Source organism: Streptomyces sp. Ag109_O5-1 (assembly GCF_003814875.1).
Classification (GTDB): domain Bacteria; phylum Actinomycetota; class Actinomycetes; order Streptomycetales; family Streptomycetaceae; genus Streptomyces; species Streptomyces sasae.
This window is the reverse complement of the sequence record NZ_RKQF01000001.1, coordinates 20529-37888: the sequence shown is the minus strand read 5'-3', so window position 1 is coordinate 37888 and position 17360 is coordinate 20529. Positions and strand designations below refer to the sequence as shown.

Genomic DNA, 17360 nt, shown 5'->3' with positions numbered 1-17360 from the left:
GGCTCATGCGACATCCGGTTCCATGAGCAGTACTCATATGCTGAGGTGAGCGCCCTGTGGCCCGCACGACCGACTCCGATCTCGCACCGCACGAACTGCGCGTCCTGGTGGCGGTCACGGACACGGGCGGCTTCTCGGCCGCTGCCGGGATCCTCGGTGTGACCCAGTCCGCGGTCTCGCACTCGGTCCGCGGCAGCGAGCGCAAGATCGGCGCCGTCCTCTTCGAACGCAGCCGTGCCGGTGCCCGCCCCACCCCCGCCGGAGAGGCGGCCGTGGCACACGCCCGCCGCATCCTGCGCCTGCTGGACGTACTGGCCGCCGAGGCACGCGATGCGGCCCGGTCCGGCCCCGCGGAGGGTCCGCTGCGTATCGCGGCCTTTCGCAGCGCGGCTCTCCACCTGCTGCCGCCCGTCCTGCAGCCGCTACGCGCGCGGCATCCGGGGATCGAGCCACGCGTGCGGATCGTACGAGAGACGGGGCGCGGCACCGCGGGCGAAGTGGCCGACGGGAAAGCCGACATCGCCATCGCCACGCTGGGCGGCACCGTACCCCTGCCGCCGGGGCTGGTGGCGAGCGTCCTCTTCGAGGAGCCCTACGCCCTGGTGCACGCGGCAGGGCACGCGGCCCCGCGTACCCTGCCGTTGGTCGACTGGGCTGAGAACTGCGGCTCCTACACCCGCGCATGGTGGGCCGCACAGGACTGGATTCCGGAGGCGTCCGTCGAAGCCGAGGACGACGGAGCGGTGCTCTCCTTGGTGAGCGGAGGCCACGGAATGGCGATCATGCCCGCGCTCTCCCTGGTCGGAGCGCCTGACTCGGTCCGGATCACCGATCTCGGCCCCGAGCGCCCGACTCGTCAGGTCGGCTACGTCACCACCCCCGAACTGGCCGGATCCGTCGCCGTACGCGCGTTCGTGAGGGAACTGCGGGCCGAGGCCCCAAGGTGGGCCCATTTCTGAAGGAGCTCGGATTTGATGCTGCTTGGATTCGCCATCGCACCTGACGGCTGGGGAAAACCTTCTCATATGCGTCACGTCATGTGTGTGCCTAGGCTTGGGAGCAGTCGAATTCCTCAGCGAGTCGGGCGTGAGTGAGGAGGCCGAGTGCTATGGCGAAAGTGCTCTTCATAGTGAGTGGGGCGACGTATTGGGTACTCAAGGACGGCACCAGGTACGCGACCGGCTACTGGGCCGAAGAATTCGCCATGCCGTACCAGAAGATCACGGAAGCCGGCCATGAGGTCGTGGTGGGGACACCGGGCGGTGTGACCCCGAACGTCGACATGATGAGCCTGCGCCCGTCGATGGCGGGCGGTGAGGAGGGTGCCCTCGAACTGGAGGCCATCATCCGGTCCGCGGAGGTGATGCGGCGGCCCCTCAAGCTGTCCGACGTCCGCCTCGAGGATTACGACGCGGTCTACCTGCCCGGCGGCCACGGTCCGATGGCGGACCTGGCGTTCGACGCGGATGTCGGCCGATTGCTCAGGGCGCAGCTCGCCTCGGGCAAGCCGCTCGCGATCGTCTGCCACGCCCCCGCCGCAATGCTGGCCACCAGGATTCACGGCGAGTCGCCGTTCAAGGGGTACCGGGTCACGTGTTTCACCGATGAGGAGGAGGAAGCCGTCGGGCTGGCCCCCAGAGCACCGTGGCTGCTGGAGACCGATCTCAAGGAAAAGGTGGGAGTCGACTTCAGCCGCGGCCCGATATGGGAGCCGTACATGGTCGAGGACCGCAACCTGATCACCGGTCAGAACCCGCATTCGGCCGCGATTCTGGCAGATCGGCTGCTCGAGATCCTCAAGTGAGCACCCTGTCCCACCGCGCGACGGTCAGTATCGCGCGCCGACGGGGGCCGGGATGGCGTCGAGGTCGGCGAGGTCGGCCGGGGAGAGCCGGAGGTCCGCGCCGCCCGCGTTGTCGACGAGGTACTCGGGGGTCTTCGTACCGGGGATGGGCACGACGTGCTCGCCCTGGGCGGCGAGCCAGGCCAGGGCGACCTGCGCGGGGCTGGCGCCGGTCCGGTCGGCGACGTCGCGGACCTTGGCCACGATGTCGAGGTTGGCCCGGAGGTTGTCCTGCTGGAAGCGCGGCAGCCGGCGCCGCTGGTCGTTCTGCGGCAGCTCGTCGAAGGAGCTGAAGCGGCCGAGGAGGAAGCCGCGGCCCAGCGGCGAGTACGGCAGCAGGCCGATGCCGTGCTCCCTGCAGTAGGGCAGGACCTCCGCCTGGACGTCGCGGGTCCACAGGGAGAACTCGGACTGCACGGTGGTGACCGGGTGGATGGCCTGGGCGCGCCGGATCTGCTCGACGCCGACCTCGGACAGGCCCACGTAACGCGCCTTGCCGGCGGTGACGGCCTCGGCCAGGGCGCCCCAGGTCTCCTCCAGCGGGACCTCGGGGTCGACGCGGTGGAGCTGGTAGAGGTCGACGTGGTCGGTGCCCAGGCGGCGCAGGCCGGCGTCGATGGCGGCCCGGACGTGTTCGGGCCGGCCGTTGGGCCTGACCAGGGGGGCGCCGCCGGGGCCGCCGGTGGGGTCGATGCACTCCAGGCCGACCTTGGTGGCGATCACCGCGCGGTCGCGTCGGCCGGCCAGGGCCCGGCCGACGAGCTCCTCGTTGGTGTAGGGGCCGTAGACGTCCGCGGTGTCGATCAACGTCATGCCCAGGTCGAGGGCCTGGTGGATGACGGATACCGAGGTGGCTTCGTCACGCGGGCTGGCCATGTCGTAGGCGAAGCTCATCCCCATGGCGCCCAGGCCGATGACACCGACTTCCGGTCCGTGGGTGCCCAGGGTGGTGTTGCGCATGCTGTGTTCCGCCTTCGTTTCGGATCGGAGATCTGACGACCGGCCCGTGAACTAGCCGACCGGTCACCTATCTGGACGGTAGGCGGCCGGGCAGGGGGCGTCAAAGCCCAACAGGGCCTGGGTCAGGACCTGTTTCCTCGCACGTGACAGGCATGAACTCCCGGCGCCGGTCGGAGCGGTTGAGGCGACCGGCTCCGTCCGCCGACGCGCCAGCCGCTCTGCGCCGCCGGAGCGCCAGGGCCGACGTCACGCCCCTTCCGACGCAGGCTGGGGCGTCGTCACCGGCCCGGCAGGCGTTCGGTGATTTCCTGCAGCGTCCAGCCGGTCCACAGTGATCGGCGATCAGAAGGGCAGGTCGATCCATGACCCGTTCTCGGCCTCGCGCAGGCACTCGGCCAGTCCCGCGTCCTCGAACGCGGTCACGATGTCGGCGCGTTCCTCGCTGAAGTGCGCCCAGCCGTCGCAGTGGGCGGGAACGACGATCGGCACGCCCAGCACGGACGCCGCGGCGCTCGCCCGCTGCGCTGACAACGTCAGCGGGCGTCCGCGCATCTTGCCCGGCACGCGGGCCGCCCCCATGAAAAGAACCGCGACATGGATCTGCGGCATGCGCCGGGCGATCTCGGCGACGACGCCCACGGATGCGTTGTCGCCACTGACGTAGACGGTCGGCAGGCCGTCGCCGCTCAGGACGAATGCGGTCACCTCGCAGTTCACGTGTCCGTCCTGGTCGCGTTCCCCGTCGTCCGGCCCGTGCTGGGCCGGCACCGCACACACGTCGAGCACCCCTCCGCCGGGGCGGGGACGCCGGTCCGGTGAGCACGAGCGGAGCCCGAAGCGCGAAGGCCCGTCCCCGGACGTCCAGGTTGTCGGGATGGAGATCATGGCTGACCAGAGCGGCGTCGATGTCCCCGAGATCCGTCTCGGTCGCCGCGGGGCCGGCGGTCTTCGTCAGCTAGCCGTGGTCGCCGGCCACGTCGGGTGGCCGGGTCACGCGAGACGGTGTCGCCCCGATGCCGGGTTGCCCACCCTGCCCGCCCCCTCACCTCCGCCCCACGAACGGCGTCAGCGCAGTGCGGAGAGCGCCGTGCGGTACAGGACTTCCTCGGCGCGGTCCCAGGACCAGCCGCTCTCGATCACCAGCGTGCGCCAGCCGGTGGGGCCGAACCACTGCCAGAGCAGGTCGGCCGTCTCCTTCACCGGATAGGACGGCGGCGGCACCAGGGTGTGCAGGTGGCGGGCGGTCGTGTGCAGCGCGTCGCGGTAGTCCGCGGTGGCGCGCTCCCACAGTGCCTCGCCGTCCTCGTGGACCGGCAGAGCCTTGCGGATCGCCTCGTGCACGCGGAACTGCCCCTCGTTGCCGATCCGCGTGCCGTGTGCCAACGCCCCCAGCACCGCTTCCGGCGTCCGTTCTTCCAGCAGCGCCCGGATGGCGTGCTCGTAGCCGGAAGCGCTCACGCCCTGGTCGACGATCCGGTTCAGGATGTCGCTCTTGCTGCCGACGCTCGCGAAGACGGTCTTCGGGGCCACCCCAGCCGCGGCGGCGATGTCGGCGACGGTCACCCGCCCATAGCCGTGTTCGGCGAACAACTCCGTGGCCTGACGCACGATCAGTTCGCGTGTCCGTGCGGCCGCCTGTTCTCGCAGCGGGGAGACGTAGGAGCGCTTCGCCTGCATGATCGTATTCTATCGCGATGAATTCATTAGGCGTGCTATAACCTCAATCGCGGGTCGACCGGATCCGGACCGGATGCGTGACCGTGCTGCCGGTCCCACGGGCGGCCCGCGTCATCGTCGCGACCGCACAGCCCACGAGAGGCAGCCGCACCATGGGAATGGACCCCACAGAACTGGCCCACGGACTCTTCCGGGTCCTCGAGACAGGTGATCCGGCACTGGCCGCCGAGGTGGTGCACGAGGACTTCCGCAACCGCGAGGCCGCCGTGGCACCCCCGGCCTGTGCCCTGCCCGGCCCGGCCGGGGTTCTGGCCTCGGCGGCGTGGATGCGCTCAGCCTTCGCTGACCTGCGCTTCCCCGTCGCCGGCATCGCGCGCAACGACGACCAGGTCTGGGTGCGGCTGCGCATGCGGGGCCGCCACACGGGGCCCTTCGTCCGCTACCGCGACGGCGCACTCGACCAGGCCGTTCCTCCCACCGGGCGGGACATCGATTTCGAGCAGATCCATGTGCTCGGCCTCCGCGACGGCAAGGTGGTGAGCCATGAAGCGGTACGCGACGACATGACCATGCTCGGCCAGCTCGGAGTCTTCCCGCCGGCCCCGCCCGCGGCACTCCGCATGATCGCCTGGCGCCTGACGGGACGAGCCGCCCGTGCCGCCGCCCAGGTGGCCACGGAGGCTGCCGGGGCGGCCGCGCTGCTCGACGTGCAACCCGCAGAAGGCCGCTGAGCCGACCGCACGGGTCGACGGACGGGCCCTTGCGGTCCGGTGCTCGACCCGAGGCCGTGACCGGGACCGCCAACGGATGCGAACGACCTCGGCATACGGGAACGTGGATCCGGATGGCGGTTCCCGGAGCTGAACCGCGCCGACGCGCCCAGGCCGTCGAGAGGAGGGCGACAGTGGGCACAAGTCGAGAAAAGTCGAGACCGTCGTGCTTGTGTTCGCGCACGTCGACCGGGACGGGAACCCCTCCCCGTCGAAGAAGAGGCGGCCACGCATGTCGGGTCGCCCGCGGTGCGGAGCGATCCGGAGGGACGGGGAGCACAGAGGTCCCGTGCCGGTCCGGCAGCGCGCACATCCTCGCGCAGGAACGGCCCGATCGCGCCCTCCGCACCAACCGTCCGTTCCCATCCCACCTTCGCCCGGCGCTCGCTCCTGTTCTGGGCCTGAGGATGATCGTCCATGGAATACCTCGTCACCATGACCACCCATGTTCCGGAGGGAACCTCCCCGGAGGCAGTCGACGAGATCCGCGCCCGCGAGGCCGCCAACTCCCTCGGACTCGCCGAGGCGCGCCAACTGCTCAGGCTCTGGCGGCCGCCGCTGAAGCCCGGCGAGTGGCGCACGCTCGGGCTGTTCGTCGCGCCGGACGCGGTACGCCTGGAGGAGATCCTCTCCGCCATGCCGCTGCGCGTCTGGCGAAGTGACGTGGTCATGCCCCTGACGCCACATCCGAACGACCCGGGTCCGGCCGTCCCGCGAGCACCGGGTGCCACAAAGGAGTTCCTGGTCACCTTCGCCCCCAAGGACGCCCCGAGCCAGGCGCTGAAGGACGCGACTGCGGCCGAGGCGGCCCGCGCGAAGGAACTGGCCGGAGCGGGGCACCTGGTGCGGCTGTGGCAGATCCCCGGCGACCAGGCGCTCGGCCTGTGGCGGGCCCGGGACACCGCCGAGCTGCAGACCATCCTCGACTCGCTGCCTCAGGCACCGTGGCTCTCCACCGAGACGACACCGCTGAGTGAGCACCCGAACGACCCGGGGCTCGTACCGGCCCAGGACTGACCTGCGTCGCACGCGGACGAACCAGCGGCGATCGGCGGCGTCCCCGTGTCGTGTCCCTTGCCGCGCAGAACCATCACGGTGGTGTCCGCATGCCCGCCACGACTCCGACCAGAACGATCGGGCGACTAGCCGACCGGTCGGTTATTTCCGTACGCTGGTGGCATGGGACGTACCAGTGATGCCAGGCGGAAGATCCTCGACGCCGCCCGCTCGCTGATCGAGGGACGCGGGTACTCGGCGCTCGGCGTGGCCGAGATCTGCAAGGCGGCCGGAGTGCCGAAGGGGAGCTTCTACTACTTCTTCGAGTCCAAGGAAGCCCTCGCGCTGGCGGTCGTCGACGAGCACTGGGCGGCCCAGAAGCACGACTGGACACGTGCCCTGACCGACGACGCGGAGCCGTTGCAGCGGCTGCGGAGGCTTTTCGAGGAGACGGAGGCCGGTCAGCGCGCCGTGCAGCAGGGCTGCGGCACCGTGGCGGGCTGTCTGTTCGGGAACCTCACCCTGGAGCTGAGCAACCAGACCGAGATGGTCCGCGGACGGCTGCAGGAGATCTTCGACGCACAGGTGGACATGGTGGAGTCCGTCGTCGCCGAGGCCCGCGAGCGCGGCGAGGTGAGCGTGACCGACACCCGGGAGGCGGCGCGGGCGGTGGTGGCCCAACTGGAGGGCCAGGTGATGTTCGCCAAGCTGTACAACACCACCGAGCGGCTGAGCCCCCTGTGGGAGAACTGCCGCGCCCTGCTGGGCGCCACGGACACCGGGGACCGTACGGCTGTGTGAGCGCACGGCAGTGAAGGACGGCGGCGCCGTGTGGGGCGGGGGAGCGCGGTGCCGCCGTGCCGGCGCTGACCGTGGCGGGCCCGTCGCCCTCGACGGATCACCGCTGTCGTACGGGCACCGCGTGCTCCGCCGCCACCACGTGGTGCGGGAAACCGATGCGCAGCACGGCGGCGGCCGCGGCCGCCGCCAGGACCACCAGGGCGGCCAGGAGCAGCGCCTGGTGGTAGCCATGGCGCAGCAGCGGAGCGACGGTCAGCGGGCCGATGATCTGGCCGACGGAGTATCCGGCGGTCAGCAGGGCCACGGAACGCGGGAACCTCAGATGCGCCCCCGTGGCCAGGGCGAGGGTGCTGACGCCGAGGAACGTGGCGCCGAACAGCACCGCCGAGCCGAGGGCGGCCGCCGTGCTCCCGGTCAGCGCCGGCAGGGCGATACCGACCGCCTGGACCGTCAGCGCGGTGAGCAGCAGACCGGGGCGCGACCACCGGCGCCCGAGCCGGGCCCAGAGTGCCGAAGAGGGTACGGCGGCCAGGCCCACCAGCACCCACGCACCGCTGCCGAGCAGGCCGGGGGAGCCCTGGCCGATCGCCGCGACCAGGAACGTACCGGCGACGATGTAGCCGACGCCCTCCAGGGTGTAGCTGACGAACAGTGCGCCGAACCAGCGGTAGGCGCGGGCCGTGGACGCGGTCTTTGTCGCCGGGACGGTGGGCGTTTGCTCGGGCAACAGATTCCACGAGCCCACGGTCAGCACTTCGGCCAGTGCGGCGGCCGCCCACCAGGCGTCCCGCCAGTCGGCGGTGGACCGCAGGGCCAGCACCAGCAGGCCGGACAGCGCGATGCCGGCGCCCACACCGCCGAAGGCCCACCCGGGCAGGTGTGGCGGATGCCCCCGCAGATGGTGCAGGAGGGAGGCGGCGGCGACGACGAAGACCAGGGCGCTCGCCGTTCCGGCCAGCAGTCGCAGCACGCCCCACACCGCGGTGCTGTGGGTGAAAGGCATCGCGGCGAGCGTTGCGGTGAGCAGCAGCAGGGAGCCGCGCAGGACGGCGCTGGAGCGGACCAGCGCCGGGGCCAGGGCACCCGCGAGCGCGCCGATCAGGTAGCCGGCGTAGTTGGCGGTGGCCAGATTCGCCCCGGCCGCGGCGGACAGGCCGGCCTGGGCGTGCATGAGGGGCAGGATCGGGGTGTAGACGAAGCGGCCCACACCCATGCCGGCGGCCAGTGCGGCAGCGGCTCTGGCGACATGCGCCCGGGGAGCGGAAGCGGTCATCGGGCGCCGTCGACCCGGCCCGGATCGTTGGGGTGGGACTCCAGCGGGGTGACGGTGAGTCTCATCCACGGGCGCAGCGGCAGGGTACCGAGTACCTTCTCGTGGAGTTCCTCCTCGTCGGCGGCCCGCCACACGCCGATACTGCGCAACTCACCCACGGGGCGCCAGAGCCGGGCCAGTCGGCCGGTAGCGGCCAGCTCGCTCGCGCGCACCGCCTCGGCGGTCCGTCGCCGGTCGACCTCGTCCTGGGCGGTGCCCTCGGGGACGGTGGTGGTGATCTCGACCAGGAACTCTCGCACGATGTACTCCATCCGTCGTCGGTGGACTCATCGTGCGCCCCTCACCAGCACCGATGCCACGACCGGCTCTCTCGCTGCTGATAGGCGCAGCCTCCCAGCGCGCGTAGCATGGCACGCGTGGAACTGCGCCAGCTGCGGTACTTCGTCGCCGTCGCCGAGGAACTGAACTTCGGTCGGGCCGCCGAGCGGCTGCTCATCGCGGGCCCCTCGCTCTCACAGCAGATCAAGGCGCTCGAACGGGACCTGGGCCTCCGGCTGTTCGACCGGGACCGCCGCTCGGTCTCCCTCACACAGGCCGGCGCCGCCCTGCTGCCGCACACCCGTGAACTGCTGGAGCGGGCCGACGACCTCAAGCGCCAGGCCGGCCGTCTGTCGGGCTCGCAGCCGGTACGGCTCGGATACGTCAACTGGCTGCCGCCAGAGCTGAGTTCACGGACGGCCGCGGTCGCCCGGGTGCATGTGGACGCCTGGGTCGCCCCTTCGCACACCCAGGCCGCGCGGGTCGCGGGCGGCAGTCTGGACCTCGCCGTCTGCTGGGTGCGAACCGAGGACCTCGAGCGGCTCGGACTGCGGTCCCGGCTGCTCGGCGCCGACCGGCTGTACGCCGTCGCGAAGGGCGGCGACAGCAACGACACCCCGGATGTGGCGGCCCGGGACACCGACGTCCTGATCGACGACGACATCACCTCCTGGGCCTCCTGGAACGAGTACGCCGAGCAACTGACGCACGCCGTCGGGGCCCGCGCGGTACGCGTCTCCGACGGTGCCATCACCGGCCCCGCCTACTTCGACCACGTCCGTCGCTGCACCCGCCCTGTCCTCAACTCGCCCAAGGGCCAGACCGCTCCGCTTCCGCCTGACCTGGTGCGCCGGGAGATCGTCGCGCCGAAGGTGTACTGGACCTGGTCCCTGGTCTGGCGCGAGAACGAGGACCGCACCGCAGTCCTGGCCGTGGTCGACGCCCTGTGCGACGGCGTCGGCGACCTGGGAATCCATGCCCCCGACGCCTGGCTGCCCGCCGGCGATCCCTACGCGAATCACGGCTGACGTGCGGTGGGAGGCTGCGCCTCCCAGGAGGTAGGAAGCCGATCCTTCCGTTGTCCGACGGGCCCGATCTACCTTCGCCATCAATAGTCGACCGGTCGGCTAGTAACCGTCCAGCCACTACGGAGAAGGCCAGCATGAGCACACAGCACCAGAAGACCGCGATCATCACCGGCGCCTCGCAGGGTATCGGCGCCGCCCTCGTCGAGGGCTACCGCAAGCTCGGTCACGCCGTCGTCGCCACCTCACGCACCATCGCCCCCGCCGACGACGCGGACATCCTCACTGTCCAGGGCGACATCGCCGACCCGGCGACCGCCGAGCGCGTCGTCGCCGCCGCAGTCGAACGGTTCGGCCGTATCGACACCGTGGTCAACAACGCGGGCATCTTCGTCGCGAAGCCCTTCACCGACTACACGGCCGAGGACTACGCCGCCGTGACCGGCATCAACCTCGACGGCTTCTTCCACCTCACTCAGCAGGCCCTGCCGCACCTGCTCACTCGGGGCGGACACGTCGTCAGCGTCACCACCAGCCTGGTCGACAGCCCCGACTCGCGCGTCCCCTCCGTCCTCGCCTCGCTGACCAAGGGCGGCCTGCAGGCCGCGACCAAGTCCCTGGCGATCGAGTACGCCACCCGCGGCATCCGCGTCAACGCCGTCTCCCCCGGCACCATCAAGACCCCCATGCACCCGGACGAGACCCATGAGTTCCTCGCCGCCCTGCACCCGGTCGGCCGCATGGGTGAAGTCGCCGACATCGTCGACGCGGTGCTCTACCTGGAGACGGCACCGTTCGTCACCGGCGAGATCCTGCACGTCGACGGCGGTATGAGCGCCGGACACTGACAGCACGTCACATTCCAGAAGAGGAGCGGACATGGCCACCAGGGCCGACGACACGGCCGTCCTGACCGAAGTGCTCGACCAGTGGAAAGCCGCGGTCGACGCACACCGACCCGAGCGCGTCGCCGCGCTCTTCGCCGAAGACGCCATCTTCCAGGGACTGCACCCCTACAGCGTCGGACGCCAGAGCGTCGCCGACTACTACGAGGCCCAGCCTCTCGGCATGAAGGCGGAATACCGGATCCTCGAGACCCGCCGGCCCGCCGACGACCTCGTCCTCGGTTATCTCGCCGTCGAGTTCACGTTCACGGACCAGCCCCCGCGGGACGTGAAACTCTCCGTCCTCGTGTCCCGGACAGGGGGCGGCTGGTCCCTCACGCACTACCAGGTCTCCAGCCTGGACTAGCGAGGTCGAACTCGTAGTGCCGCAGGACCGGTTGGCGCGCCGACCTTCGCGGCCGGCGAGCGAGCGCCGGTCTCTGTGTGTCGACCGCATCCGCGGATGCCGTTGCAGAGCGGGTGCGCCCGCCGACGGGCAAGTCGGCGAAAACCCCCCAGTTGACGACGACCTCTCCGAGTACGGGCATCAGCTGGTTCGTCGGCTGAGAGTTCCGCATCTACGCCGCACACCGACCGAAGCCGAGGCGACTTCGGTCGGTCAGCCCCCTGTTGGGCTCTGCGGGACCTACGCGCGCATGAACCCGTGGCTCCGCTCCACTTTCGCCACATGCAGTGTGTAGCTCTCGTACCATTCGGCGCGCCCGCGTTTCTGCGCCGCGCGGTGCTCGGCGTTGGACCGCCACTCCGTGAGGGCATCGGCGTCGCGGAAGTACCCGACGGTGATGGACAGCCCACCAGGAGTCTGCGCGTGATCCATCCCCAGGAACCCGGGGACGTCCTTCACCAGGTCTTCCATGCGTTCGTTGGTCTCGCTGTAGCCGCTCTGGTCCTGGGTTCGCACCGACGTGAAGACAGCCACGTAGTACGGCGGTTCAAAGGCCTCGACGGGCGCAACAGGTGCATCGGAGTGATCGCTCATGACGTCACCGTAGGGCGGGGCGCCCGGCGATCCAGCGTCTTTCCCGAACGGGAGGCCCAAGGGATCCGTATCTTGACCAAGTACCCGGCTGACGGCACAGGAGAGCACGTCAGACGTGTCCTGTCCGATGACGTTCCAGCCGAGCACCGCTGCGTGAGCGCCCCAGCCGGTCTGCCCGTCGCCCGGCTCTCCAGGGCCGCGTTTCGACGTGGCCCGCTACCGGGCGTGTCCCCGGCCGAAGACGGTCGTTCCTCAGGGCATGAAGAGGATCATCACCACCGCCGCGCTCGTTCTGACGGGCGTGACTCTCGCCGCCCCTGCCCATGCGGACGGATCTACCTCCGGCCACTCCCGTGACCTCGCCACGAAGGTCGCGGGGGCCTTGCCCAAGGCCGCGGTGGCGGGTCTCAACGCGGCTGCCACCTCCATGGCCAGCGGCCTGCAGGACGCGCCCCCGGCCAAGTAGGTCCGGTCGTCGCCCACTCCGCCCTGGGGCATGGCCCTCTTCGGTCACCCACCTCGGGGCGGGGCCGACACCTCACACACAGACCCCGATGACCAGGCCGGCTCGGACACATCGCGAGGCTCCGCGGTACCCACGCCTTGGAGACTCCGATACTCGGGCTCTGCTGACGGAGACGGACAATCCGAGGTCCGGAAGACGGCGTCCGGTTCCCGCCAGCGCCCCGGACCGTCCAGCGCCACGCTGAACGGTATGACCATTGCCTTCCAGCCCGTCCCCGTCCCCTACCTGGCCCTCCAGGAACTCCGTGTCCGTGACGACGCCGGGAAGCCGCCACGCCCCTACACGGACGACGAAGGCGGCGCACCACTGCGCTGCTGTCTCCGGTCCAGCACCGAAGGAGAGCGGATCGCCCTGGTCTCCTATGCCCCGCTGCGCCGTTGGGCCGCGCGGACGGATGCCGACCCCGGGGCCTACGACGAACAGGGGCCGGTCTTCATCCACGCAGAGGACTGCGGCGGCCCGTCCGGCGAGAGCCCCGGCTACCCATGGGCCCGCCCCGGCGCCCTGCGCGTCCTGCGCCGCTACGACAACCGCGGGCACATCACAGGCGGCCGCATGCTGCAGCTTCCCGACGACGCCCACGCCGCTTTCGATCAGGCTCTGGCCGAGGCATTCGCCGACCCGAGGACCGTCCAGGTACACGTGCGCGCCGTCGAATACGGCTGCTACCACTTCCGCGTGGACCGCCCCTGACAGGAAATTCAGAGGCCACCGGTGAGCGGCGGCGAGGCATGCCCACTACCGGTGGCTCACTCCTGATCCGGCTCATGGAGAGCCCATGAAGTGGTGGTCAGTCAACCTCCGCCCTTGCGACCAGCGCATCGAGCGCCGTACGCAGCGCGGCCAGTTCGGCCGGGGTGGGGTCGGCCGGTTCGTGCGGCACCAGCGCAGCGGGGGCCACCACGGGGACGGTGCCCTCCGGACCGGACGCAGCCGCGGCGCGGGCAAGGAGCGCGCCGTTGTCGGGTGGCGGGGTGCCCAGTCCGTCGCCGAGCCTCCGCAGTGCCGCCGCGAGCGAGGGCCGAGGGAAGGGGAAGTCCGCGGGCAGCAGCCCGGCTTGCCGGGTGTGGTCGTCGCCACGGAAGTCCAGGACCCAGTCCTCCCAGCGCGGCAACGGCCAGTTGTGAATCCCGGCCACGGTCTGCACTGCCCAGAGCGAGACGGTGCGGGCCTGCGGTTCGAAATGGACGCCGCCGTGTGGCATGCCGGTGAGCGCAGGGGTGGCCGGCGACGCGGCGATCAGGTCGATCAGGGCGGGGCCGGCGGCGAGGTGCTCGATGGGCTCCCAGTCGCTGCCCCACGCGCGGACGCTTCCGTCGGGCAGGCGCAGGGAGGCGACGGAGCAGGGCTTGGTGTACTCGGTGTCCGGGAACCCGGCAGGCTCGAAGGTCTCGAACCAGCCCGGTGCACGGGTCAGGTCTCTGCCGAGGCCCAGGTGGTGGGTCAGATCACCCAATCCGTCGTGCGCGAAGCGAACGTCCCAGCCGGGCCATGTCCGGGCCAGTACGGCGCGGGCGGCGACGTGGTCGGCCCAACTGCTCTCGGAGGCGAACCAGAGCAGGAGCCGGCGGTCGTGGTCGACGAGTGCGGCGCCCTCGCACCACACGTCGTCGAGCCATTCGTCGATCTCCCGGTTGGCGCGGAAACAGCGTGTGGCCGCGGCCGGACCGGGCAGCAGATCGTCGACGACCCGGTTGGCGGCCCAGTGCGAGTAGTACCGCTGCCAGGCGCCGTTCTCGACCACCACATACTGCGCTCGTGCTCCCATGATCGGCGACACTAGCGCCGCCGGGTGACGGGCGACGAGGGCTTTTCGGGCGCCCGGCTCGGGTTGGTCGCCGACGTCATGGGCCAGGGGACGAGACCAAGTGGTGGGGTGGGGGACCGGCCGGCAGTCGTGACCTGTCGCGGTTGCCGCCGTGCGGACCGAGTCGTCGCCCGTGCCTCGATCCGGGCGCCGATAGGATCCCGACATGGCTGATCGTCGTTTCGAACTGATCTGTGAGATCGAGCCACCCACTCATCCCGACCTCACCCGAGTGCGTCACCAGATCGGCGTGTTGAGCCCGGTCGCCGACTCGTTCCTGATTCCCGACGACCACATCGGCCGCGCGACGGTGTCGAGTGTCGCGGTCGCTCATGAGGTGCAGGCCATGGGGGGCGCGTTCCGTCGCCTGCCTCAACTCGCGGGACCGTAACCTGCTGGGCTTTCAGCGGGACTTGCTCACGGCTGCCGCCTACGGCGTGGACCGGTTCCTGTTCGTCCACGGTGACAAGCCCACGGAGGGAGGCCGGACCAGCGAACTGACCGTCCGTGCCATGATCGAGCAGGCGAAGGCGGCGGACGCGGACCCGGCGTTCGGCGGCTGCGGCCCCTTCCAGACCGGCGTCACGTCCGGGCTGCGCCCGTTCCCGAAGTGGAAGAACGCTGCCGACTTCGTGTTCGTCCAGGTCAGCTACTCGTTGGACAGTTTGCTGCGCTGGCGTGAGTGTCTCGTTGAGCGTGCCGGTCTACGCGGGAGTGATGGTGGTGGCCAGCGCGGGCATGGCCCGCAACCTTGCGGCCAAGATCCCCGACATCGACATCCCCGAGAAGCTGGTCGCCGACGTCGAACGCGACCGCGACGCCGGCGTCGCCGCGGCGTGTGAACAGATCCTGGCCATTCGCGACAGTGGTGCGTTCGACGGCGTCCACCTGGTACCCGTCAGCCGCTATCGGCAGGTCGCCGCACTGCTGGAACGTGAACTGTGAACGCAGACCGTGCGCCGGGACGAAGACCACCGCCGGGACCCGGGCATGCCGGAGCAACGTGCCGGTCCTGGCCCGGCAGTGCCGTACGCCGCTACGGGCCGGGGCCCTATGTCTTCGGCCAACGGAAACAGGGGTGCGTCGAGTCCGGGCGCCGGGCAGCATGGCGGTGTGGCTGATCTCCTGTGGGACGACGTGAAGTGCTTCTTCGACCCGGACCTGATGGGGCCGCTGCCGGATGTACGTGTCCCTGATGCGTCGGCGGGGGACTGGCAGGAGGTCCTCGATCTTGTCGCGGAGAGGGACTGGCAGTGCCAGTACTCCGAGGACGAGACGCCGCTTCCGGTGCCTCGGGCGGAGGCCGTGCTGTCCCGTTCGGCGGATGCCGGGTACCCGAGCCTACGCGTCTGGCCGACTGCTGACGTGCTGGCCATCTTCCGCTTCTACGCGGACGATGAGATCGATTTCGACGTTGATCTGCGGGAGTTGCAGGGGCAGGGTCAACTCGACGTGTTCTGCGGCTTCTTGCGGGAGATCGGGCGGCGGCTGGGCAAGCCGGTACTGATGGATCCGCAGGGCCGTTGTGGCCATCCGGTGCTCGGCTTCGACGTCGGCGCAGATCGAGTTGTCCTCCTCGCGGAGCCGGGGCAGGTGACTGCGGGCGACGGCTGACGCCCGTAGAAGACAGGGCGTCTTCCTCTCGTAGCAGGCCGGAATGCCGGGTCGCTAAATCAGCGAACACGGAGACGCGGAAGACACGTCTGAGCTGTTTCTTTCCTCCCTTGGAGAGCTGGTTGCAATGTCCGCACGAAATCGAAGACTGCCCCGGCACCGTGCCTGGCCCCTGACCACCACCGACATCAACGAGTGTCTCGGCCCTTCCACGAGACACGTCAAGGAGCTGCGGTTCCTCACCGGGCATGACAGCAGCACCATCGTCCTGGGAGCAGCGTGGATCGCTCCGATCTCCCGCAACTACGGCCGTGGAGTCCACCCGGACACGGTCGGCTTCCGCATAGACGTTCCCCCAGTGGATGCCACCCAACGGGCTGCCATCCGCGCTGTTCTACGAGCGCATGCCCTCCCGCAGCTCCACGAGTGGATCACGCAGGGCACGGCTGCCGGCGAGACCTGGCACCTGACGCCTCATCAACACTACTGGCGGCTCACCGACGGTCACCTCACGCACCGCGACGAAGCGTGAACTGAGCCCGCATCGCCTTGAACGCCCCGGCCGGGACAGTCCCCGACGCCGGAACCGTGCCCGATTCCCGCACGGGCCATCGGCACCTGCGCTTATGCCGGACTGCCATGTCCGGATCTGACAGCAGACCGTCATTGCCGCCGCCGAGTCACGCGGGCGAGGATGGACCCATGTCCAGCACCCGTCGCGTCGTCATCGCGGTCTTCCCCGACGTCGACCTCCTCGATGTCACCGGCCCGGCCGAGGTCTTCGCCCTGGCCAACCGGGAGACCGGGGGCGCCGCAGGCTACCGGGTCGAGCTCGCGGGGCGGACCCGCGGCGAAGTGGTCACGTCGGCGGGGCTGCGGCTGGTCGCGGACCTTTCCTTCGACGAGGTGGACGGCGCGTTCGACACGCTGCTCGTCCCCGGGGCGGTCGATGCGGGCCCCGGCGGCCAGACCGCCCGCGTGGACAGCGACGTGGTGGCGTGGGTCGCCCGGGTCACACCACTGGCCCGGCGGGTCGTGTCGGTGTGCATGGGCGCGCACCTGCTGGCCGCCACCGGGCTGCTCGACGGCAAGACGGCCACGACGCACTGGTCGACCGCGGCGCAGTTGGCGGCCGACCATCCCGAGGTCACCGTCGATCCCGACCCGATCTTCGTGCGCTGCGGCAGCGTGTGGACCGGCGCCGGGATCAGCTCCTGCATGGACCTGGCCTTGGCCCTGGTCGCCGAGGACCTGGGGGAGGAGGCCGCCCTGACGGTGGCCCGGCAGCTGGTCATGTACCTCAAACGCCAGGGCGGGCAGAGCCAGGTCTCGGTCCCGCTGAGCCGCCCGCCCGCGAGCCGCCGTGACATCGACGACCTACGGATGTTCATCGTCGACCACCTGGACGGCGACCTGTCCGCTGCCGCCCTCGCGGCACGGATGTGTCTGAGCGAGCGCCACTTCGCCCGGGTCTTCCGCCAGCAGACCGGGACCACTCCGGGCGCCTACGTCGAGGCCGCACGAGTGGAAGCGGCCCGCCGCCTCCTGGAGAGCACCGACCAGTCCTTGGACCAGGTCGCCGCCGCGTGTGGATTCGGCTCGGTGGAGACGCTCCACCGTGCGCTGCGCAAGCAGATCGGCACGACGCCCGCGGCCTACCGGCGGCGGTTCCGCATGACCGCCTGACGTTTTCTCCGCCCTTCTTTCTGATCTCTCCCTGATTCCCGAGCGGCTCACATTCCCCGAGCGACACACGCGGGACGGGGATGCCGGGATGCCCCCTGCCCGGAAACAGCGCACGCAGCAGAGACGGGCTGCCAGAACACCCACCGGACCGGTGACGGCCGACTGGACCGGCGTGTTGTT

General features: G+C 70.4%; 22 protein-coding genes. 15 read left to right on the top strand and 7 right to left on the bottom strand.

Annotated features, from left to right (window positions below; all coding sequences use genetic code 11):
- The first annotated feature begins 56 nt into the window (after nucleotides 1-56).
- Nucleotides 57-959 carry a LysR family transcriptional regulator gene (locus tag EDD90_RS00200; protein WP_123971149.1) on the top strand — a complete coding sequence of 301 codons (903 nt, stop codon included), beginning with the start codon at nucleotides 57-59 and terminating at the stop codon, nucleotides 957-959.
- Between the two features lie 149 nt (nucleotides 960-1108).
- Nucleotides 1109-1804: a type 1 glutamine amidotransferase domain-containing protein gene (locus tag EDD90_RS00195; RefSeq protein ID WP_123971148.1), complete on the top strand. Its 696-nt coding sequence runs from the start codon at nucleotides 1109-1111 to the stop codon at nucleotides 1802-1804.
- A 24-nt stretch (nucleotides 1805-1828) separates the two neighbouring features.
- On the opposite strand, the gene EDD90_RS00190 is transcribed toward EDD90_RS00195, so the two are convergent.
- The 3 genes from EDD90_RS00190 to EDD90_RS00180 form a co-directional block, all read right to left on the bottom strand.
- Nucleotides 1829-2803 carry an aldo/keto reductase gene (locus EDD90_RS00190; protein WP_123971147.1) on the bottom strand — a complete coding sequence of 325 codons (975 nt, stop codon included), beginning with the start codon at nucleotides 2801-2803 and terminating at the stop codon, nucleotides 1829-1831.
- Between the two features lie 342 nt (nucleotides 2804-3145).
- Nucleotides 3146-3580, bottom strand: coding sequence for a hypothetical protein (locus tag EDD90_RS58475; RefSeq protein WP_311737190.1), 435 nt, complete (start codon nucleotides 3578-3580; stop codon nucleotides 3146-3148).
- A gap of 288 nt (nucleotides 3581-3868) precedes the next feature.
- Nucleotides 3869-4480 (bottom strand): TetR/AcrR family transcriptional regulator, encoded by a 612-nt coding sequence (locus EDD90_RS00180; RefSeq protein WP_123971146.1) that lies wholly within the window; start codon nucleotides 4478-4480, stop codon nucleotides 3869-3871.
- Nucleotides 4481-4638: 158 nt separating this feature from the next.
- Here EDD90_RS00180 and EDD90_RS00175 point away from each other — a divergent pair, with 158 nt between their 5' ends.
- The 3 genes from EDD90_RS00175 (at nucleotide 4639) to EDD90_RS00165 (ending at nucleotide 7047) form a co-directional block, all read left to right on the top strand.
- Complete coding sequence (locus tag EDD90_RS00175; RefSeq protein ID WP_260327450.1) at nucleotides 4639-5211, top strand: ester cyclase; 573 nt, start codon at nucleotides 4639-4641, stop codon at nucleotides 5209-5211.
- Between the two features lie 456 nt (nucleotides 5212-5667).
- Nucleotides 5668-6267 carry a muconolactone Delta-isomerase family protein gene (locus EDD90_RS58470; protein WP_123971145.1) on the top strand — a complete coding sequence of 200 codons (600 nt, stop codon included), beginning with the start codon at nucleotides 5668-5670 and terminating at the stop codon, nucleotides 6265-6267.
- Nucleotides 6268-6429: 162 nt separating this feature from the next.
- Complete coding sequence (locus tag EDD90_RS00165) at nucleotides 6430-7047, top strand: TetR/AcrR family transcriptional regulator (RefSeq protein ID WP_123971144.1); 618 nt, start codon at nucleotides 6430-6432, stop codon at nucleotides 7045-7047.
- A gap of 97 nt (nucleotides 7048-7144) precedes the next feature.
- Here the strand turns inward: EDD90_RS00165 and EDD90_RS00160 are convergent, their stop codons facing one another.
- Both EDD90_RS00160 and EDD90_RS00155 read right to left on the bottom strand, forming a co-directional pair.
- Nucleotides 7145-8320 carry a YbfB/YjiJ family MFS transporter gene (locus EDD90_RS00160; RefSeq protein ID WP_185148814.1) on the bottom strand — a complete coding sequence of 392 codons (1176 nt, stop codon included), beginning with the start codon at nucleotides 8318-8320 and terminating at the stop codon, nucleotides 7145-7147.
- The gene (locus EDD90_RS00155; protein WP_123980715.1) at nucleotides 8317-8619 is read right to left on the bottom strand and encodes a muconolactone Delta-isomerase family protein; all 303 of its coding nucleotides are present in this window, start codon (nucleotides 8617-8619) and stop codon (nucleotides 8317-8319) included. Before EDD90_RS00155 ends, EDD90_RS00160 begins: the two co-directional genes overlap by 4 nt.
- A gap of 108 nt (nucleotides 8620-8727) precedes the next feature.
- Between EDD90_RS00155 and EDD90_RS00150 the strand changes: the two genes are divergently transcribed.
- The 3 genes from EDD90_RS00150 (at nucleotide 8728) to EDD90_RS00140 (ending at nucleotide 10914) form a co-directional block, all read left to right on the top strand.
- The gene (locus EDD90_RS00150; protein WP_123971143.1) at nucleotides 8728-9666 is read left to right on the top strand and encodes a LysR family transcriptional regulator; all 939 of its coding nucleotides are present in this window, start codon (nucleotides 8728-8730) and stop codon (nucleotides 9664-9666) included.
- A gap of 134 nt (nucleotides 9667-9800) precedes the next feature.
- A complete protein-coding gene (locus EDD90_RS00145; protein ID WP_123971142.1) occupies nucleotides 9801-10511 on the top strand; it encodes an SDR family NAD(P)-dependent oxidoreductase in 711 nt (236 codons plus the stop codon).
- Nucleotides 10512-10542: 31 nt separating this feature from the next.
- Nucleotides 10543-10914, top strand: coding sequence for an SgcJ/EcaC family oxidoreductase (locus EDD90_RS00140; RefSeq protein WP_123971141.1), 372 nt, complete (start codon nucleotides 10543-10545; stop codon nucleotides 10912-10914).
- A gap of 279 nt (nucleotides 10915-11193) precedes the next feature.
- Here the strand turns inward: EDD90_RS00140 and EDD90_RS00135 are convergent, their stop codons facing one another.
- A complete protein-coding gene (locus EDD90_RS00135; protein WP_123971140.1) occupies nucleotides 11194-11547 on the bottom strand; it encodes an antibiotic biosynthesis monooxygenase in 354 nt (117 codons plus the stop codon).
- A 259-nt stretch (nucleotides 11548-11806) separates the two neighbouring features.
- On the opposite strand from EDD90_RS00135, the gene EDD90_RS00130 reads away from it, so the two are divergent.
- The gene (locus EDD90_RS00130) at nucleotides 11807-12013 is read left to right on the top strand and encodes a hypothetical protein (RefSeq protein ID WP_123971139.1); all 207 of its coding nucleotides are present in this window, start codon (nucleotides 11807-11809) and stop codon (nucleotides 12011-12013) included.
- A 249-nt stretch (nucleotides 12014-12262) separates the two neighbouring features.
- A complete protein-coding gene (locus EDD90_RS00125) occupies nucleotides 12263-12766 on the top strand; it encodes a DUF1203 domain-containing protein (protein ID WP_123971138.1) in 504 nt (167 codons plus the stop codon).
- 97 nt (nucleotides 12767-12863) lie between these two features.
- Here the strand turns inward: EDD90_RS00125 and EDD90_RS00120 are convergent, their stop codons facing one another.
- A complete protein-coding gene (locus EDD90_RS00120; RefSeq protein WP_123971137.1) occupies nucleotides 12864-13841 on the bottom strand; it encodes a hypothetical protein in 978 nt (325 codons plus the stop codon).
- A gap of 205 nt (nucleotides 13842-14046) precedes the next feature.
- Here EDD90_RS00120 and EDD90_RS56255 point away from each other — a divergent pair, with 205 nt between their 5' ends.
- From EDD90_RS56255 to EDD90_RS00100, 5 genes are all read left to right on the top strand, one after another.
- On the top strand, nucleotides 14047-14271 hold the full coding sequence (locus EDD90_RS56255) for a hypothetical protein (protein ID WP_221305051.1): 225 nt from the start codon (nucleotides 14047-14049) through the stop codon (nucleotides 14269-14271).
- Nucleotides 14272-14558: 287 nt separating this feature from the next.
- The gene (locus EDD90_RS56250) at nucleotides 14559-14825 is read left to right on the top strand and encodes a methylenetetrahydrofolate reductase (RefSeq protein WP_221305050.1); all 267 of its coding nucleotides are present in this window, start codon (nucleotides 14559-14561) and stop codon (nucleotides 14823-14825) included.
- A gap of 168 nt (nucleotides 14826-14993) precedes the next feature.
- Nucleotides 14994-15494, top strand: a complete 501-nt coding sequence (locus tag EDD90_RS00110; protein ID WP_185149563.1) for a hypothetical protein — start codon at nucleotides 14994-14996, stop codon at nucleotides 15492-15494.
- Nucleotides 15495-15621: 127 nt separating this feature from the next.
- The gene (locus EDD90_RS00105) at nucleotides 15622-16026 is read left to right on the top strand and encodes a hypothetical protein (protein WP_123971135.1); all 405 of its coding nucleotides are present in this window, start codon (nucleotides 15622-15624) and stop codon (nucleotides 16024-16026) included.
- Nucleotides 16027-16196: 170 nt separating this feature from the next.
- Complete coding sequence (locus EDD90_RS00100; protein WP_123971134.1) at nucleotides 16197-17180, top strand: GlxA family transcriptional regulator; 984 nt, start codon at nucleotides 16197-16199, stop codon at nucleotides 17178-17180.
- Nucleotides 17181-17360 lie beyond the last annotated feature (180 nt).

Bases quoted from the DNA above. Each gene is read 5' to 3' on its own strand.
- EDD90_RS00190 (WP_123971147.1), bottom strand. From the start codon at position 2,803: ATGCGCAACACCACCCTGGGCACCCACGGACCGGAAGTCGGTGTCATC.
- EDD90_RS00150 (WP_123971143.1), top strand. From the start codon at position 8,728: ATGGCACGCGTGGAACTGCGCCAGCTGCGGTACTTCGTCGCCGTCGCC.
- EDD90_RS00105 (WP_123971135.1), top strand. From the start codon at position 15,622: ATGTCCGCACGAAATCGAAGACTGCCCCGGCACCGTGCCTGGCCCCTG.
- EDD90_RS00120 (WP_123971137.1), bottom strand. From the start codon at position 13,841: ATGGGAGCACGAGCGCAGTATGTGGTGGTCGAGAACGGCGCCTGGCAG.
- EDD90_RS56255 (WP_221305051.1), top strand. From the start codon at position 14,047: ATGGCTGATCGTCGTTTCGAACTGATCTGTGAGATCGAGCCACCCACT.
- EDD90_RS00165 (WP_123971144.1), top strand. From the start codon at position 6,430: ATGGGACGTACCAGTGATGCCAGGCGGAAGATCCTCGACGCCGCCCGC.
- EDD90_RS00160 (WP_185148814.1), bottom strand. From the start codon at position 8,320: ATGACCGCTTCCGCTCCCCGGGCGCATGTCGCCAGAGCCGCTGCCGCA.
- EDD90_RS00125 (WP_123971138.1), top strand. From the start codon at position 12,263: ATGACCATTGCCTTCCAGCCCGTCCCCGTCCCCTACCTGGCCCTCCAG.
- EDD90_RS58470 (WP_123971145.1), top strand. From the start codon at position 5,668: ATGGAATACCTCGTCACCATGACCACCCATGTTCCGGAGGGAACCTCC.
- EDD90_RS00140 (WP_123971141.1), top strand. From the start codon at position 10,543: ATGGCCACCAGGGCCGACGACACGGCCGTCCTGACCGAAGTGCTCGAC.
- EDD90_RS00175 (WP_260327450.1), top strand. From the start codon at position 4,639: ATGGACCCCACAGAACTGGCCCACGGACTCTTCCGGGTCCTCGAGACA.
- EDD90_RS00135 (WP_123971140.1), bottom strand. From the start codon at position 11,547: ATGAGCGATCACTCCGATGCACCTGTTGCGCCCGTCGAGGCCTTTGAA.
- EDD90_RS00145 (WP_123971142.1), top strand. From the start codon at position 9,801: ATGAGCACACAGCACCAGAAGACCGCGATCATCACCGGCGCCTCGCAG.
- EDD90_RS00195 (WP_123971148.1), top strand. From the start codon at position 1,109: ATGGCGAAAGTGCTCTTCATAGTGAGTGGGGCGACGTATTGGGTACTC.
- EDD90_RS00180 (WP_123971146.1), bottom strand. From the start codon at position 4,480: ATGCAGGCGAAGCGCTCCTACGTCTCCCCGCTGCGAGAACAGGCGGCC.
- EDD90_RS00100 (WP_123971134.1), top strand. From the start codon at position 16,197: ATGTCCAGCACCCGTCGCGTCGTCATCGCGGTCTTCCCCGACGTCGAC.
- EDD90_RS00130 (WP_123971139.1), top strand. From the start codon at position 11,807: ATGAAGAGGATCATCACCACCGCCGCGCTCGTTCTGACGGGCGTGACT.